This window comes from Aquisalimonas sp., assembly GCF_007120195.1.
Classification (GTDB): Bacteria; Pseudomonadota; Gammaproteobacteria; order Nitrococcales; family Aquisalimonadaceae; genus Aquisalimonas.
Genome location: NZ_SKOG01000276.1, coordinates 1 through 15,802 on the forward strand (window position 1 = coordinate 1; position 15,802 = coordinate 15,802).

The following is a 15,802-nucleotide window of genomic DNA, read 5'->3' on the forward strand; positions in this document are numbered from 1 at the left end:
AGCGCAGCCAGCACCGCCACACTCATGGAAATCCACCACTTCTGCTTCGCTATCATAACGGCTCACCGTGCTGTGTTTGGCGACCCGTCACCGTTGATGGCGGACCGCATTGACGGGGGCTATAAGGACACTGCTAACGGGGCTCAACTGCAACAGGCATGGGGCCAATGCCCCTTGGGTCCTTGCCCGTGCCTCACCCCCGGGCGCCGGGCGGCCGGGGGTGGGGCAGGGCGTTGGAGGTGATACAGCCTGACTTTAGTCGGGGAGGCCGAACACGGTCAGTACGCCACCCAGCTTGGTGTAGTCTTCAAGGGCCGCGAACGCACTCACGGCGCCGAGCCCCTCTTCAGGGTCGGTCAAGCCCGCGGCAAGGCCGATACCAGCCCAACCGCCGACACCGGAGAGGACAGCGATGTACTGCTTACCCTCATGCTGGAACGTGTTGACATTGCCGATGATCCCGGAGGGCGTCTTGAACTGCCACAGATGCTCCCCGGTCTCCAGATCGACAGCTTTTATATACCCTTCCAGGGTGCCGTAGAAGGCCACGTTGCCTGCGGTGGTGAGCGCGCCGCTCCATACCGCGAACCGCTCGTCCACCTCCCAGACGACCTCACCCTCAACCGGATCCCAGGCGATGAAGCTGCCCAGCCCGCCATGACCACCCGCATCCTCCGGTGACGCCATCATGGTCAGGGTGGCACCCACGTAAGGCTGACCGGCCGTGTATTCGGTCTCATACGGCTCGTAGTTCATGCAGATCCGGTTGATGCCGGCATAGATCAGACCGGTTTCCGGTGAATAGGAACTCGGCTGCATGTTCTTCGCGCCCATCGCCGTGGGGCAGATGTCGGTGGTGTTGACGTCAACGCCCTGCTCAAAGGTGCTGTACTCCGGGTCGACCTCCGGGCGGCCCGTTTCCATGTCGTAGTGCGTCGCCCAGTTGGTTTCCGGCGCGAACTTCTCCGCCACCAACAGCTCTCCGTTTTCCCGGTCAAGCAGGAAGCCAAAGCCGGTGCGGTCGATAATGGCTAGACCCTTGCGATCCTCACCATTGACCTCCACGTCGATAAGCTGGTTCTCATTGACGCCGTCATAGTCCCATTCGTCGAACGGCACCTTCTGGTAGACCCATTTCGCCTCGCCGGTGTCGGCATCCCGTGCAAATACCGTGATCGCCCACTTGTTGTCCGCGGGCTCACCGTCGATCGCGCGTTGCGCGGGGTTCCAGGTCCCGGGGTTGCCACTGCCGTAATAGATCAGGTTGAGCTCCGGGTCATAGGTGACCCAACCCCATGGGGCACCGCCGCCCCGTTCCCATTCGCCTTCCGGCCAAGTGGTTACGCCAAGGTCCTCCTCACCGACGGGTTCACCCATCATGAGTGTGGTTTCGGGATCCAGCAGTACCTCCTCGTCAGGGCCGGTGGAATAGCCGCGCCACTCCATTTCGCCACTTTCCGCGTTGTAGGCGGTGATGTGCCCGCGTACGCCGAACTCCCCACCACTATTGCCCACAATGACCTTGTCGTTGACGACAAGCGGGGACATCGTCATGGTTTCGCCTTCCGTGTGGTCACCGTTTTCGGCGCTCCACAGCAGCTCACCATCCTCGGCATTGAGCGCGATGACGGTGTTATCGGCCTGGTTGAGGAACAAGCGGCCGTCGGCGTAGGCCAGGCCACGGTTGACGGTGTCGCAGCACATCACCGGGATGACGCGCGGATCCTGGTCCGGCTCGTACACCCAGAGGATGCGCCCTTCTTCCTCCAGATCGAGGGCGAAAACCTTGTTCGGAAATGGCGTGTGCAAGTACAAGCGCCCATCGCCGACATAGAGGGGCCCGCCCTCATGTCCGCGCAGCACGCCGGTTGAGAACTGCCACGCCGGGACGAGATCTTGCACATTGTCCCGGTTGATCTGATCAAGCTGGCTGTACCGGTTACCCGAGTAGTTCCCCAATTGCATCGACCACAGGTCGGGGTTCTCCTGGAGTTCAAGCAAATTCTCGTTTGCCTGGCCTGCTGTGGTCATCAACGCCAGTGTGGCTACCGCAGTCATACAACTTCTTATTTTCATCACGACGACTCCTCCCTCGCAGTGTTGCAACGTAGAGGTGTTGCAACATACCTATTGGTTATAGTTAGAAAATCGCAACTTTGGTAGGGGTGGAAGAACTTTCCTCCGTCAACTAGCAGACTGCTCGAGACATCCGCAAGGCACCCGGCACTGCTTAAGACGCCGCCGTTGCTCAGCGACTCGCTGGCACCGACGGCGTGTTGCAGCCCCCGCACCTGGGGCTCAGTACACGACCACTGAACGAATCGACTTGCCCTGCTCCATCAGCTCGAAGCCCTCGTTGATCTGATCCAGCGATAAGGTGTGTGTGATCATCGGGTCGATGCTGATCTTGCCGTTCATGTACCAGTCCACGATTCTGGGCACGTCGGTGCGCCCGCGTGCACCGCCAAAGGCGGTGCCCTTCCAGGTGCGCCCGGTCACCAGTTGAAACGGCCGAGTGGAAATTTCCTGCCCCGCGCCAGCGACGCCGATGATCACCGAAACGCCCCAGCCCTTATGGCAGCATTCCAGCGCCTGACGCATCACGTGGACATTGCCGATGCATTCGAAGGAATAGTCCGCTCCCCCGCCGGTCAGCTCGACCAGGTGCGCAACAACATCCTTATCGCCGATGTCCTTCGGGTTGACGAAGTGTGTCATGCCGAATCGCTCTGCCATGCTGCGCTTGTCCTCGTTCAAGTCGACACCAACAATCATGTTGGCACCAACCAGTCGGCAGCCCTGGATGACATTGAGCCCGATTCCGCCCAGGCCGAACACGACACAGTTCGCCCCCGGCTCGACCTTGGCCGTGTTGATGACCGCGCCGATTCCGGTGGTGACGCCGCAGCCGATGTAGCAGACCTTGTCGAAGGGGGCGTCCTCGCGAATCTTTGCCAGCGCGATCTCAGGCAGCACGGTGTAGTTGGAAAAGGTCGAGCACCCCATGAAGTGATGGATCGATTTGCCGCCGATGGAGAAGCGACTGGTGCCGTCGGGCATCACGCCCTGGCCCTGGGTGGAGCGTATCGCCTGGCAGAGATTGGTCTTGGGGTTGAGACAGTACTCACACTCACGGCACTCGGGGGTATACAGCGGAATGACGTGGTCACCAACCCTCAGTGAGGACACGTCGGTGCCCACCTCCACCACAACACCGGCGCCCTCGTGGCCGAGGACCGATGGGAACAGGCCTTCCGGATCGTCCCCGGAGAGCGTGAAAAGATCAGTGTGGCAGAGCCCGGTCGCCTTGAGCTCAACGAGCACTTCGCCCGCCTTCGGCCCATCGAGCTCGACCTCTTCGACTTCTAGCGGTTTACCGGCCTCATAAGCCACCGCGGCACGCGTCTTCATGGCAGACCTCCTCTACTGAGGCAAGACACCCTTCGCCTTGGCCGTATGCGTTGCAATGGCGTCCATCAAGGGCGGAGACAGGCAGTCATAAGGCTCGAGGCCGCGTTCTTTCAGCCTCGCCCTGATGTCGTCCATCTGCTCGGGGCTGGTACCGGCCTCAATAATCGAGGAAACGAAGGCGGCGAATTCCGGCGGCGCCCAGCCGTCCTCCTCGAAGAGTTCCGGGTGAATAAAGTCAAGACCGTAGAACGGATGGTCTTTGTTCTCTATGCGGCCGTACATATGCACGCCGCACTGCTTGCAGGCATGCCGCTGTATGACGGCGTCGGGATCGACGACTGCGAGCTTGTCCTCGTTTGCGGTGACAGTAACCGCATCGCGGGGCACCACCGCCACCATCGAGAACACCGCGCCTTCAGGTTTCCAGCACTTGGTGCACCCGCAGGCGTGATTGTGCGCGACTTGCGCGCCGACCTTGACCTGAACGGGCTCCTGGCTGCACTTGCAGGTCAGTGTGCCGCCCTGAAAGTCGGGTTGCGCGGGTGCGACGCCGCGATCGATTGCGGGATGAATTGAAGTTGTACTCGTCATGGTCGTAACCCTCTCGGTGCTGCTGTCCGTGCGTGCCTCTGTGCTCCCCTCGGAAGCACTCTCAGCGCTCCTTTCAGTGTCTTGCGACTTCTCGGAAAACAGATTCCGTAACTTATCTATTATCGTGATTGCCATTGCAAAATCCCCCTTGGCTTGACTGTACAAGCCTAATAGTAGGATAGCACCGCTCTGGAGACTTGAGAGTCGGGTCTCGTCGATGGCCAATTGCTTGCTATACTTATCGATACCGGAGGCGGGCCGGCGAAAGCGTGCACCCGCCACACAATGAAGCCATTGGAGGACACACGGTATGTGGACCAAGCCGACTTACACCGATATTCGCCTAGGGTTTGAAATCAACCTCTACGTCACCGCGCGTTGAGGCTGCTGGGGGCCGACCACGGTCGGCCCCCGCCAGATACTTGAGTGCATGCAGATCCGCGTACTTGGGTCGGCGGCCGGTGGTGGTTTTCCGCAATGGAACTGTAACTGCCCCCGATGCCGTGATGCCCGCACTGACAAGCTTGCGAGTGAGTGGCGTACCCAGTCTTCCATTGCCGTAAGCGCCGACCACGAAAACTGGCTCCTGGTCAACGCCTCGCCGGACATCAGGGCCCAGATCCTTGCCACTCCAGAACTACAGCCGGCGCGCGGCTCGCGCGACTCGGCGATTACCGCCGTGGTGTTGATGGACAGCCAGATCGATCACGTCACCGGCCTGCTGATGTTGCGCGAAAGCGCTTACCCGTTGCCCATCTATTGCAGTGAACGGGTCGAGGAAGACCTGCGCACCGGGTTTCCCATCCTGGAGATACTGGAGCACTACTGTGGCACCCGGGTGCATAACCTGGCGCTGGACGGCCAAAGCATGGAGTCGCCCGGCGCTCCCGGTGTTCGGTTCACGCCCGTGCCGCTCACCAGCAAGGCCCCCCCTTACTCACCCCACCGCGCAGACCCACAGCCTGGCGACAACCTGGGATTGATGTTGGAAGACCGCCAGACCGGCGCCTCGGCATTCTATGCCCCGGGGTTGGGGGAGATGGAGCCGCATCTGCATCGCTGGATGGCCAGCGCTGACGTCTTGCTGGTGGACGGCACCACTTGGACCGATGACGAGATGCAGCGCACGGTGGATGGACGCAAGACCGCGCGCGAGATGGGTCACCTGCCCCAGGACGGGCCCGGGGGCATGATCGAGCAGTTACGCCGCTACCCGCGTGGGCGGCGTATACTGATCCACATCAACAATACCAACCCCATTCTCGACCCGGATTCGCAGCAGCGTGCACGACTGGTCGAGGAAGGCATCGAGGTATCCTATGACGGCATGGTCATCGATCTCTGAGGGCAGCGCGGGTGCTCCGAGGGTTGAATCGGCCTGGAGTCGGGAGGAGTTCGAGCGCCAGCTGCGCGGGCTTGGTCGCTATTATCACTTTCACCACCCCTATCAGAAGATGATGGCGGCGGGTGAGCTGAACCATGAGCAGATGCAGGGCTGGGTCATCAATCGCTTCTACTACCAGATCAGTATTCCGCGTAAGGATGCCGCGGTGTTGGCAAACTGCCCGGACCGCGAAGTGCGCCGCCGCTGGATCCAACGCATCATCGACCACGATGGCAGCGATACGCACCCCGGTGGCATAGAGGCCTGGTTACGTCTGGGTGATGCCGTGGGGGTGTCGCGGCAACGCATGACCTCGCTTGAGGAAGTGCTGCCCGGCGTGCGCTTTGCCGTGGATGCCTACCTCAATTTCGCGCGCTCACAGCCGTGGCAAGAAGCGGTGTGCTCATCGCTCACTGAACTGTTTGCACCGGATGCGCACCGCTCGCGCCTGGACACCTGGCCCCAGCACTACCCCTGGGTGGATCCTGCCGGGCTGGCCTACTTCGAAAACCGTCTCGCGCAGGCGCGTGAAGACGTCAAGCATGGCCTGGCGTTGACCCTGGAAGTGTTCGACACACGCGACAGACAGGAGCGGGCACTCGAGGTGCTGCGCTTTAAGCTCGATGTGCTCTGGGCCATGCTGGATGCCATGTATCTCGCCTATGTGGTGGGCATGCCCCCCTATCACGCCTTGCAGGAGAACCAGTGATGGATCGCTCCGCCCACGTCGCCCTGGCGCGCGGCGTACGACTGCAATGGGAACCCGCCCAGCAGGCTCGCGTGCTGCTGTACCCGGAGGGCATGGTGCAGCTCAATGAGTCTGCCGGCGAGATCCTTGCCCTGTGTGACGGGCGTACGTTGGCCGAGATGATCGACGAATTGCAGCGCCGTTTCCCGGACGCCGAGGTCGGGGACGACGTCCTGGAGTTTCTGGCCGATGCCCGTCGACAGGGGTGGGTCGAGTGGGAGGATGCGGATCATGAACGCTGACGGGGCGATCCAGGAGCCGACGCAACACGTCTCACTTCGTGGCATGCCGCTGTGGCTGCTCGCGGAGGTCACCTACCGCTGCCCGCTGCAGTGTGCCTACTGCTCCAACCCGCTCGGCTTCGCCCGCTACCGGGACGAGCTGACCACCGAGCAATGGGTGAGCGTGTTTCGTCAGGCGCGGGAACTCGGTTCCGTGCAACTGGGACTATCCGGCGGTGAACCCCTCCTACGCAAGGATCTGGAGACGCTGGTGGGAGAGGCCCGTACACTGGGTTTCTACACCAACCTCATCACCTCAGGCGTGGGCATGGACGAACGGCGCCTGGCACGCTTGCGTGAGGCCGGTCTTGATCACATCCAACTCAGCTTCCAGGCCGACGAGAGCGAACTCTCGGACCAGGTGGCCGGGCGTGGGCATTTCGAGCATAAGCGGGCAATCGCCAGGGCGATCCACGCCCAGGGCTACCCCATGGTGTTCAACATCGTCCTGCACCGACTCAATCTGGATCACATCGACAGCATCCTGCAGCTCGCCTGGGATTTGGGTGCCGACTACGTGGAGCTGGCCAACACGCAATATCACGGCTGGGCGTTCCACAATCGCAAGGCCCTGATGCCAACCCGGGCGCAGCTGCAGCACGCCGAGGCTGTGACCGAGCGCTGGCGCCAGAAGGCCGATGGTCGCATGCGCATCTTCTTCGTCGGCTCCGACTACTACGACCAGAAGGCGAAACCATGCATGAATGGCTGGGGCACCACCTTCCTGGGCGTCGCCCCGGATGGCCGCGCACTGCCCTGCCATGGCGCCGCCGAGCTACCGGGTCTTGCACTTCCTTCGGTGGCGCGAACGCCCCTGCGGGAGATCTGGGAGGATTCCGACGCGTTTAACTTCTTCCGCGGCGACCACTGGTTGCCCGAGCCCTGCGCCAGTTGCGAGGTGCTCGCCCAGTGCCACGGGGGCTGCCGGTGCCAGGCCTATTTGCTGGCGGGCGACCCAGCGGTCACTGACCCGACCTGCCCCAAGTCGCCACACCACGACCGTGTGCTTGCCGCAGTCGAGGCTGCCGACCGGCCGGGAACGGCCAAACCGCTGGTGTTCCGCACGGTGGAGAACAGCCGGCTTCTGCGTGGGAGCGGCACGGACCCTAACAGCTAACGGCAAGGGCCGCCGTGGCCTCGGCTGCGTGTGTCAGCCGGAAATTTCCCAGCGCACTAAAACCGGGCGTCGAACCCCCCGTAGACCTGGCGTCGGACACCGGGCGTAATGCCGCCCTCGCGGTTGGCAATGTAATCCCGGTCAGCCAGGTTACGGCCCGCCACGAAGAGCCGCAGATCCGGTGTGACCTGGTAGTTCATCGAAGCGTCAATCACGGTATAGGAGGCGATGCGCCCCTGCGTGCCATCCGCTGTGGTGGAGCGGGTGTTCTCGTTATCCACAAACTGGCGGCCCACATACTGCGTACCGATGCGGGCATCGAATGGGCCGATTTCGTAGCCAAGGGCCAGATAACCGGCATACCGGGGGGCGTATGGGAAATCATTGCCGGACTGGAGAACCGGTTCGTCCTCATCGAACACATCGGCCCGGAATTCAGTATCCAGGACAGTGCCATTTACCAGGAGGTAGACATTCCACGGCGCATCGTAGAAGGCCCAGGAATCCACCCGTCCCGTAAACTCGACCCCGCGCATCCGAGCTCGCCCGGCGTTAAAATTGTCGATGTCGCCTCCGGCTTCGCGCTCCGCCGCGATGATGTCCCGATAATCGACATGGAATAACGCGATCTCCCCGGCATACAGGGCATGGGGGGTCGTGCGCACACCCACCTCAAAGATGTTACCAATCTCCGGATCAGGCTCCACATCCGTCGTGGCCGGCGAAATGCCACGGTGCACACCGCCGAAGATCTCGAACCGGCGAAAGCCCTCCCAGTTCACGCCAATGCCCGGCAGCATCTTATCGATGGTGCGACTGTCGGTCTCCCTGGCGTCATCGCCACGTTGCTCACTGACATCGAGCTTCCAGCGCTCGAAACGCAGGCCCGGTGTTACCGAGAGATCACCGATACGCGTGGTGTTCTGAACGAATGCTGCGGTGGCGGTCACGTCAAAGCGGTCTCTGCGGCAGTCAACGCTTCCGTCTTCCTTCTCGCACTGGCGAAAGTCGGTGCTCGGTGAATCCCCCCAGAACTGCTCGCGGATCGCCCGTTCCTCGTGATAGCGCACACCGGTGACCAGTCGGTTATCGTAGCCCAGAGCGTGATGCTCATGGGTAACACTGGGTTCCACGCCCATGACCCGGAAGTTCCTGGGTCGAATCTGATTGCCGCACTGGTCGGCATTGGCGAAATCACTGGCAAGAGCATCATCGGTGCAATTCAGTAATTCGCTGGAACTGCTCGCCTGCCGGCGTGATGTGCGCTCCGTGGTGTTCGCATAAACATTGGTACTCAGACTGGTGCCATTGCCCAAGTGCAACTCGTGAATGATCTGACCGGCAATACGCTCGACGTCGAAGCGGTCGTTTGGCAGAAAATTGGTGCGTCGGTCGTTGCGGAACTCGTCCTCATTCATGCCGGCTTCCCCACCCCGTTGGTTCTCGTTGTAGGCGGTAGCCTTGAAGGTCAGCCGGTGTCCGGGCTCCAGGTCGGTCACGGACTTGAACATGAAGTCGTTGATGGCCTGCTCCTCGCCGCGCTTGTGGCCGTCCTGCTGCTGATGGATGAAGTCCAGCAACAGCCCGGTGTTGCCATAGGGTCCGCCGGCGGAAACGTTGGAGTCCACGAAACCCCGGTTGCCCCCGGCGCCGTACACAGTGACTTGCGGCTCGAAGGGCGGATTGCGCGTGAGATAGTTGACAGAACCACCAATGGTCTGGGGGCCGTACTTGATGGTGCCAGTGCCCTTCACAGCTTCCACGCGGCGCAGGCGTCGGGGGGCGGGCTGGTAGTTGGTGCTGGAATCACTGTAGGGAGCGAGTTGGATGGGGGCACCATCCTCGAGCACGTTCATCTTCCGGGAACGCCGCGGATTGAGGCCACGAATCCCGATGTTCGGGCGCCGCCCCAGCGGGTCTTCCGGTGTAATCGTCACCCCCGGAAGACTCTGCAGCATATCCAGTGTGGTCGCCGGCCGACGCCTTTCGATGGTCTCTTCATCAATGATGGTAGCCGAGCCGGGCACACTGGCGACCCCCTCGTCGGCGAAGATTTGAATCGGCGATAGCACGACCGCACCGCTAGCCACGTCGTCCGCCGACACGTGACCAAGCGGCCAAGCGGCCGCGAAAACCAGGCACGAGATGGGGCCCAGCGCCTTTGAGCTACTCATCGTGGGTCTCGCCTCCCTTGTTCTGGGTCATTCTGCGATGAGCATGATCGTTGGTTGCGTTCAGTCTATCCTACCCGAGTGCGTCATGCGGGGGTGGCACGGCAATCAAAGCTGTCTTTCAGCCGGCCTTGCGGGTTGGGGGGGCATCAATACCGGCGATCGACTCGCTGTCAATTCGGGCCAACCCCAAAGTTCTTCCCGGAAAGCCCTGGGACCCTCTGGGGCATGGGCGATTGTTGCGAGCCGATGGGGACAGGACACCAGTGACGAACCACACTCCGCTTCCTATAGTTAAAGGGCAGCGCAGCCGATTCCCCAGGTTGACGCCAACGAAAGCGAGCTCGCGGTCCAGTGAGTTGGACCGATAAATTGGGTGATGGCAATCCGTCACTGCACTGAAATGGCGGCGTGATCGCGGCGCCTGGGCAATGCCTGTCGCGGCAGGCACGCCAATCGTTCGTCGAGATCGCGACCAGCGTCCTTTTTCTGCCAAGGAAGCCATCGGCCTCGAGGCGTCATTGCGAGATTGCTCCCGGACAAACCAGCCCGAGGCAAAGCGCGGCACAGGCGATGGGGTTGCTGATCCCCAATCAAATTACGGGGCCGCTTGGTCGTGTGCTCGAGGAGACAGCCATGAAGATGCCCACACTGCAGGCAATCGTTGCCGCTGGCCTCGCAGCCGCGGTGGGGTTCGGCGGCCTGTTTGTCACCCACGCCCACGCAAGCGATGAGCAGTACCTACCGAGCTTCGTATATCGCACTGGACCGTACGCATCCAGCGGTATCGGCATTGCCGACGGTTTCGCCGACTACATCACCATGATCAACGAGCGCGACGGCGGCATTAACGGCGTGCGCATCCGGCTGGAGGAATGCGAGACTGCGTACTCGAACAATCGCGGCGTGGTGTGCTATGAGGAGCGGATAGACCGCTACGGCGGCGCTACTGTGATCGCGCCCTTTTCCACCGGCATCACTTATGCCCTGATTCGTCGCTCGCGTAATGACAACATCGTGCTGACCACGATGGGGTACGGCCGGTCCGACGCGGCCTACGGACCAGTCATCGACAACGTCTTCCCGGCACCAATTACCCATATGAGCAGCATGACGATCATGCTGCGGCACATCGCCGATCAGGAAGGGGGCTGGGAAAACCTGGACGGCAAGGACATCGTGCACGCCTACCATGACTCGGCGTATGGCCGCGAGCCCCTCCCTGTGTTGCATCACTATGCCGAGGAGTACGGCTTCACGCTGCACGAGATGGCCATTGGTCTCGACCAGCGGGCGGTATGGAACCGGATCCGGCGCATCGATCCAGACTGGGTTACGCTGCTGACCTGGGGCGTGATGACCCCTACCGCCCTTCGTACCGCCGCGTCCGTGGGCGTTGATATGGAGCGAATTATCGGTGGTCACTACGTGTCCCAAGACGAGGCCGTGGAACCCGTAGATCAGGCCGCGGTCGGCTATAGGGCCGCGAACTTCCACGGGGCTGGGTCGGATTATCCTGTCTACGAAGACATGCAGCGTTACGTCCTGGACCAAGGGCTTGAGGCCGGTGATGGCGATCAGTTCGGCAACATTGCTTACAGCCGCGGGATGGTGAACGCGGCCTACATCGTCGAAGCCTGGCGGCAGGCTCAAGCTGAGTTCGAAGAAGGCCGCCCATCCACACGCGCGGAAACACTGTGGGCATGGCAACAGCTGACCATCACCGAATCCCGTGCTGAGGAAATGGGGATGCTGGGTTTGCTGCCGGAAGTGGAGATTACCTGTGAGAATCACGAAGGTGAGGGGCGTGCGCTGATCCAGCAATGGGACGGCGAAAACTGGGTTGAACTGACCGACTTCATGGCAGCAGATATGGACGTGGTTTTCCCCATCTACAAGGAGTCGGCGCAACGATATGCCCAGGAAGAAGGCATCACCCCGCGGGTGTGTGACTAAGCCGGAAACCCCCAGGGTCCCATCAGGGTCCGCAGCCACGGTGCGAGAGAACGCCCATTGCCAGCCCGCTCCACCCAGGTGCGAAATCGGACCGGGGCAGCCCCCTCTTTCGCCCGAGTAGCCTTGGCGTGCTCGGGCTGATGCTACCAGCCAACCAACACCCAGTAGAGTGCGCCAATCAGCAGCAAAATCAGCAAAATGAGATAGACGATAATGTGGCGGTTATCTTTCACTGCGGCATCACCCGGGTTAAATGCGCCGACCGCCCGACCGTAGGCGGCGGGCGGAGGATAACGACTGGGGCACTTTTTCGGCGCGCCAGCGCGGCTTCCGTGCTGGGGGCTGCAAGACGGTGCGTCAGCTGACCACTATCACCGGACAACAGACCTGGTTGATGACTGAGTGGCTCACGCTGCCGGTGAGAAACTCTCGCAGTCGGCCCATGCTGCGGCGGCCGATCACCAGCACACCGGGCTCGGTCTGTGCCTGGGCATAGTCCAGGATGGCGGAAGCCGGGTCTCGGCCATGGAGTTGGTGCTCGATCACATCGCCCTCCACGCGGCCGAGGTGTTCGCGTGCCCGTTGAAACGCGTTGTGGGCCTTACGCTGCGCAAGTGCCGTCTCCGATTGCGCCATGGAAGCCGTCTCCCGGGCGGCTCCGCCGCCGGTCTTGCCCGCAGCTGTTAACTCGGCGGGAGGCTTGGGACTGGCAAACAGGATATGCACGGTGGCGCCGGCCGCCCGTGCCACTTGCCCGGCCATGCGAGCGGCGGCATCGCTGCTTTCAGATCCATCCACGGGTAGCAGGACCTGGCGTAAGCCGGGGTGGTTCGCGGGGTGCTCCTCGCTGTGGACAATGACGACCGGGAAGTGGGCGCGGTGCACGACGGCATCACTGATACTGCCCAGGAGCAATTTCTTCAGCCCGCCCTGACCACGCGCCCCCATGACCACCATGGCATTCGGCGTGTTATCGCCCTGCTCCACGATGACCCTGACTGGATCGCCATGATGGGCGATGTCTTCAAGGACGTCGGGGCTGGCCTCATCACGCACCCCGGGGGGCAAGGAACGTCTCGCCGCCGCCAGGGCTTCTGATGCGGCTTTGCGCTGCGCGGCCAGGTCCGCGTCCGTGTCCTGGGTGCGATTGGCAGGCACGTCCCCGAGTTCTGCCGGGCGCGGGGGCATCACGTAGAGTAGATGTAAGGGCGCCTGCAGCAATTCGGCTAGCTCGCCCGCCCGCTCTGCGGCTTTGCAGGCCTGGTCAGAGCCATCAACAGCTACAATTAAGGTAAACTCGCGCTCAGCCATACAGCTCCTCCAAAGACGGGCTATTCGCAGGGAACGTGTTGATCATGCTCGAATCGAACAGGCATTGCACCCTTCGATGACTAACCTTCCCGCAAGTATTGCCATATGGCAATAGCAAAGCGTGCGTTAGCAACACCCGGACATGGCTGAGCCGCTCAGTGTCAGCCGCCTCGTTGCCGCACGCGCGAGCAACGGTGGCCACTTGGTCGCTCCACCTGGGGGCCGTGGCGCGGGACAACGCTGCCTGACCGCATGCGCTCTACTCCGTGAGAAACTCGATACGCTTCAGGAACGCGCGGGCACCGCCTCTGGTGTCATTGGTGTTCATCTGGAACGCGTAGCTGCTGACTGGGGGCGGCGACTGATCGAACTCCCGTTCGAAGGCCTCGTGCAGATCGAATTCCGTCGTCACCGTCTCCCCGGCCGGCGCGCCGCACGGCTCGCAGAAGTAGCGGCCGCCCTGGGTGTAGTATCTGGCCGTATAGGCCTTGCCTTCCTGGGCGTTTTTGTCGAGAAACAAGCCGACAAAGTAGGGCGCATTCGGCACGAACACGGAACCGCTCGGCTGGCGCTCCTGGCCAAAAGAGACCATGGTGGCGATCGCAACCCGATAGGTCCCGCCATCCCAATCGGTGCCCTGCGGGTAGCGCTCCACCCCCCAGGTGACGCGGATACGCCGCACTTCCTCGAGGTCGATCTTGCGCGTGAACAGCCCGGCCTCCCTGCCACTCGTCTCGAGGACAAGCCGTCCGCCATCGAAGTGCGGGTTGAGCTGGCGTGCTTTGAGCTCAAGCTCAAAGCCGCGCTCGCGCAGCCAGCCGAGGGCGTCGCCGTCAGGCTCGCCGGTGAAGTCGATGCTGTAGACGACCTCGTCGGCGTTCGACTCGGACTCTGATGCCAGCAACAAAGGGGAGGCCGCCGCCAGCAGCAATGCCGCGGCCCCGAACATAAAGCGGCGACAGCGTCCGGCGAGCGTCATGACGCCCCAGTATCCATCGCCTTGGCGATCATTGCCCTGTGGTTGGCCCGGGCGGTAACAGTGTTGCGGCATGCCTCCCTCCTGGTCAAAATGCGTCCTGGTGCCGGCACTGTCTTACGAGCGCGCGGCGCGTCTCAGAAGTACGTCCTTGACGCGATCAATAATATTGTGATCCCCGTGTGTGGCGCATAGACGAGTTAAACGCGGGATTACTGCCTGATGTTGACCGCCTGCCGCTGGATCTCGCACTTGACACTTAAGCTATCACATCTCTCGGCGGTGCGACGATGGGCCGACAAGCACGCGTCCCGGGCCGGGGCACCGTCTTCGGCGCGGCGCGCAACAGTGATTCGCTTGCAGCAATTCCCTGACGCTGCGCTGCCCGCGCGATGTGCGCCCTGCCCTCATTCCCATGCGCCGCACCGGTGTATGGTATGCAAGTGAATGTGTTGGGCCTTCTCAGTCCTGGAGGTAGTGTGGCCACAAACGACTTTTCCTGGTCGCGACTCGAACGCGAACTCCTGCCGGATAGCGAAGGCGGCTCCATGAACATCGCCTACGCGGCCCTCGAGCACCATGCCCGCGCCGGCACCGGCGACGCCACCGCCTTGATCTGGCACGGGCATGGGGGCGCCCGTCGCACCGTCAGCTACTCCGAACTGCGAGACGGCGCCATGCGATTTGCGTCGGCCCTGGCGGCCCGCGGGATCGGCTTCTCCGAGCGCGTCAGCACCTTGGCACCGCGCGTGCCGGAAGTCTACGCTGCGGGCCTTGGCGCCCTCTGGCGGGGCGCGGTGTTTGCCCCGCTATTCTCCGTGTATGGCCCGGAGCCGGTAAGCCGGCGTCTAATGGTCGGCGAAGCGCGCGTGCTGGTAACCACCGAGCAGCTTTACCGTGAGCGCGTGGCGCCGATCCGCAGCCGCCTCCCGGGGCTTGAGCATGTGGTCTTGCTGGACGGTGAGTTGCCCGGCACGCAGCACTGGGAGACGTTCTGCGGTACAGCGCGCCCAGCACCGGTGGCGGCGACGCGCGCCGAATATCCTGCTGTGCTCCACTTCACCAGCGGCACGACAGGCACGCCCAAGTGCGTACTCCATGTGCAACGCGCGGTTGTAGCGTACATGGTGAGCGGCCGCGATGTCCTCGGTCTCAAGCCCGGCACCCGCTACTGGTGTACCGCGGATCCGGGCTGGGTCACTGGTGTCACCTACGGTCTGATCGTGCCCCTACTCTGTGGTGCAACCATGGTCGTCGACGAATCGGATTTCGACGCCCGGCGCTGGTACGGCATTATCGAGTCGGAGCGCGTTGAATGCCTGTTCACGACCCCGACGGAATTGCGCATGCTCCAGCTGGCCGGCAACGAGCTTGCCGCCAGCTACGACCTCAGCACGCTCGATCGTATCTTCAGTACCGGCGAGCCACTCGACCCGGCTCTACACCGTTGGGTCCGGGAGACGCTGGGCACGCCTCCCCGGGATGCATGGTCGCAGTCCGAGACCGGGGTGGCCATGATCGCCCAATACGGCGACGATCCAGTGACGCCTGGGTGCATGGGGCGGCCCACCCCCGGAATCGAGATGGCACTCGTTACACGCAGTGATGATGGCGTGGCGCCCGTCGGCGACGGCGAAGTGGGCCAGATCGCCTTGCGCGCCGGCTGGCCCTCCATGTTTCGCGCCTACCTGGGCGATCCGGCTCGCTACCGGGCACGCTTCAGCGGTGACTGGTACCTCTCTGGCGACACGGCCCAACGCGATGAAGCGGGGGAGTTGCACTTTGTGGGCCGCCTGGACGACATCATCAAGACGCACGGGTACATGGTCGGTCCAGCGGAGGTGGAAGCTGTGCTC

At 62.4% G+C, this 15,802-nt stretch carries 13 protein-coding genes; 7 read left to right on the forward strand and 6 right to left on the reverse strand.

The genetic code is table 11. The features are described from left to right. Nucleotides 1-255: 255 nt before the first annotated feature. The 3 genes from QZT63_RS18840 to gfa all read right to left on the reverse strand — a co-directional run bounded on the left by QZT63_RS18840 (nucleotide 256) and on the right by gfa (nucleotide 4,137). Nucleotides 256-2,076, reverse strand: a complete 1,821-nt coding sequence (locus QZT63_RS18840; RefSeq protein WP_290653430.1) for a methanol/ethanol family PQQ-dependent dehydrogenase — start codon at nucleotides 2,074-2,076, stop codon at nucleotides 256-258. Nucleotides 2,077-2,298: 222 nt separating this feature from the next. Further along, nucleotides 2,299-3,411 carry an S-(hydroxymethyl)glutathione dehydrogenase/class III alcohol dehydrogenase gene (locus QZT63_RS18845; RefSeq protein ID WP_290653431.1) on the reverse strand — a complete coding sequence of 371 codons (1,113 nt, stop codon included), beginning with the start codon at nucleotides 3,409-3,411 and terminating at the stop codon, nucleotides 2,299-2,301. Between the two features lie 12 nt (nucleotides 3,412-3,423). After that, entirely contained in the window at nucleotides 3,424-4,137 is a 714-nt protein-coding gene (gene gfa / locus QZT63_RS18850) for an S-(hydroxymethyl)glutathione synthase (protein ID WP_290653433.1), read from the reverse strand. A gap of 175 nt (nucleotides 4,138-4,312) precedes the next feature. Here gfa and pqqA point away from each other — a divergent pair, with 175 nt between their 5' ends. The 5 genes from pqqA to pqqE are packed head-to-tail and all read left to right on the forward strand — an operon-like array spanning nucleotide 4,313 to nucleotide 7,532. Next, nucleotides 4,313-4,384 (forward strand): pyrroloquinoline quinone precursor peptide PqqA, encoded by a 72-nt coding sequence (gene pqqA / locus QZT63_RS20205; protein WP_366637602.1) that lies wholly within the window; start codon nucleotides 4,313-4,315, stop codon nucleotides 4,382-4,384. Between the two features lie 48 nt (nucleotides 4,385-4,432). Beyond that, complete coding sequence (gene pqqB / locus QZT63_RS18855; protein WP_290653434.1) at nucleotides 4,433-5,347, forward strand: pyrroloquinoline quinone biosynthesis protein PqqB; 915 nt, start codon at nucleotides 4,433-4,435, stop codon at nucleotides 5,345-5,347. Then, the gene (gene pqqC, locus QZT63_RS18860) at nucleotides 5,322-6,095 is read left to right on the forward strand and encodes a pyrroloquinoline-quinone synthase PqqC (protein ID WP_290653436.1); all 774 of its coding nucleotides are present in this window, start codon (nucleotides 5,322-5,324) and stop codon (nucleotides 6,093-6,095) included. Before pqqB ends, pqqC begins: the two co-directional genes overlap by 26 nt. Next, nucleotides 6,095-6,376 (forward strand): pyrroloquinoline quinone biosynthesis peptide chaperone PqqD, encoded by a 282-nt coding sequence (gene pqqD / locus QZT63_RS18865; RefSeq protein WP_290653437.1) that lies wholly within the window; start codon nucleotides 6,095-6,097, stop codon nucleotides 6,374-6,376. Before pqqC ends, pqqD begins: the two co-directional genes overlap by 1 nt. After that, complete coding sequence (gene pqqE / locus QZT63_RS18870) at nucleotides 6,366-7,532, forward strand: pyrroloquinoline quinone biosynthesis protein PqqE (RefSeq protein ID WP_290653439.1); 1,167 nt, start codon at nucleotides 6,366-6,368, stop codon at nucleotides 7,530-7,532. Before pqqD ends, pqqE begins: the two co-directional genes overlap by 11 nt. A 56-nt stretch (nucleotides 7,533-7,588) precedes the next feature. Here the strand turns inward: pqqE and QZT63_RS18875 are convergent, their stop codons facing one another. Further along, nucleotides 7,589-9,706: a TonB-dependent receptor gene (locus QZT63_RS18875; RefSeq protein ID WP_290653440.1), complete on the reverse strand. Its 2,118-nt coding sequence runs from the start codon at nucleotides 9,704-9,706 to the stop codon at nucleotides 7,589-7,591. A 633-nt stretch (nucleotides 9,707-10,339) separates the two neighbouring features. On the opposite strand from QZT63_RS18875, the gene QZT63_RS18880 reads away from it, so the two are divergent. Continuing rightward, the gene (locus QZT63_RS18880) at nucleotides 10,340-11,659 is read left to right on the forward strand and encodes an ABC transporter substrate-binding protein (RefSeq protein ID WP_290653442.1); all 1,320 of its coding nucleotides are present in this window, start codon (nucleotides 10,340-10,342) and stop codon (nucleotides 11,657-11,659) included. Between the two features lie 357 nt (nucleotides 11,660-12,016). Here QZT63_RS18880 and QZT63_RS18885 read toward each other — a convergent pair whose 3' ends face one another. Then, complete coding sequence (locus QZT63_RS18885; RefSeq protein WP_290653444.1) at nucleotides 12,017-12,970, reverse strand: universal stress protein; 954 nt, start codon at nucleotides 12,968-12,970, stop codon at nucleotides 12,017-12,019. Nucleotides 12,971-13,229: 259 nt separating this feature from the next. Further along, nucleotides 13,230-14,021 (reverse strand): DUF3047 domain-containing protein, encoded by a 792-nt coding sequence (locus QZT63_RS18890; RefSeq protein WP_290653446.1) that lies wholly within the window; start codon nucleotides 14,019-14,021, stop codon nucleotides 13,230-13,232. A 404-nt stretch (nucleotides 14,022-14,425) separates the two neighbouring features. Between QZT63_RS18890 and QZT63_RS18895 the strand changes: the two genes are divergently transcribed. Continuing rightward, a partial coding sequence (locus tag QZT63_RS18895) for an AMP-binding protein (RefSeq protein WP_290653447.1) occupies nucleotides 14,426-15,802 on the forward strand: 1,377 nt, incomplete at its 3' end.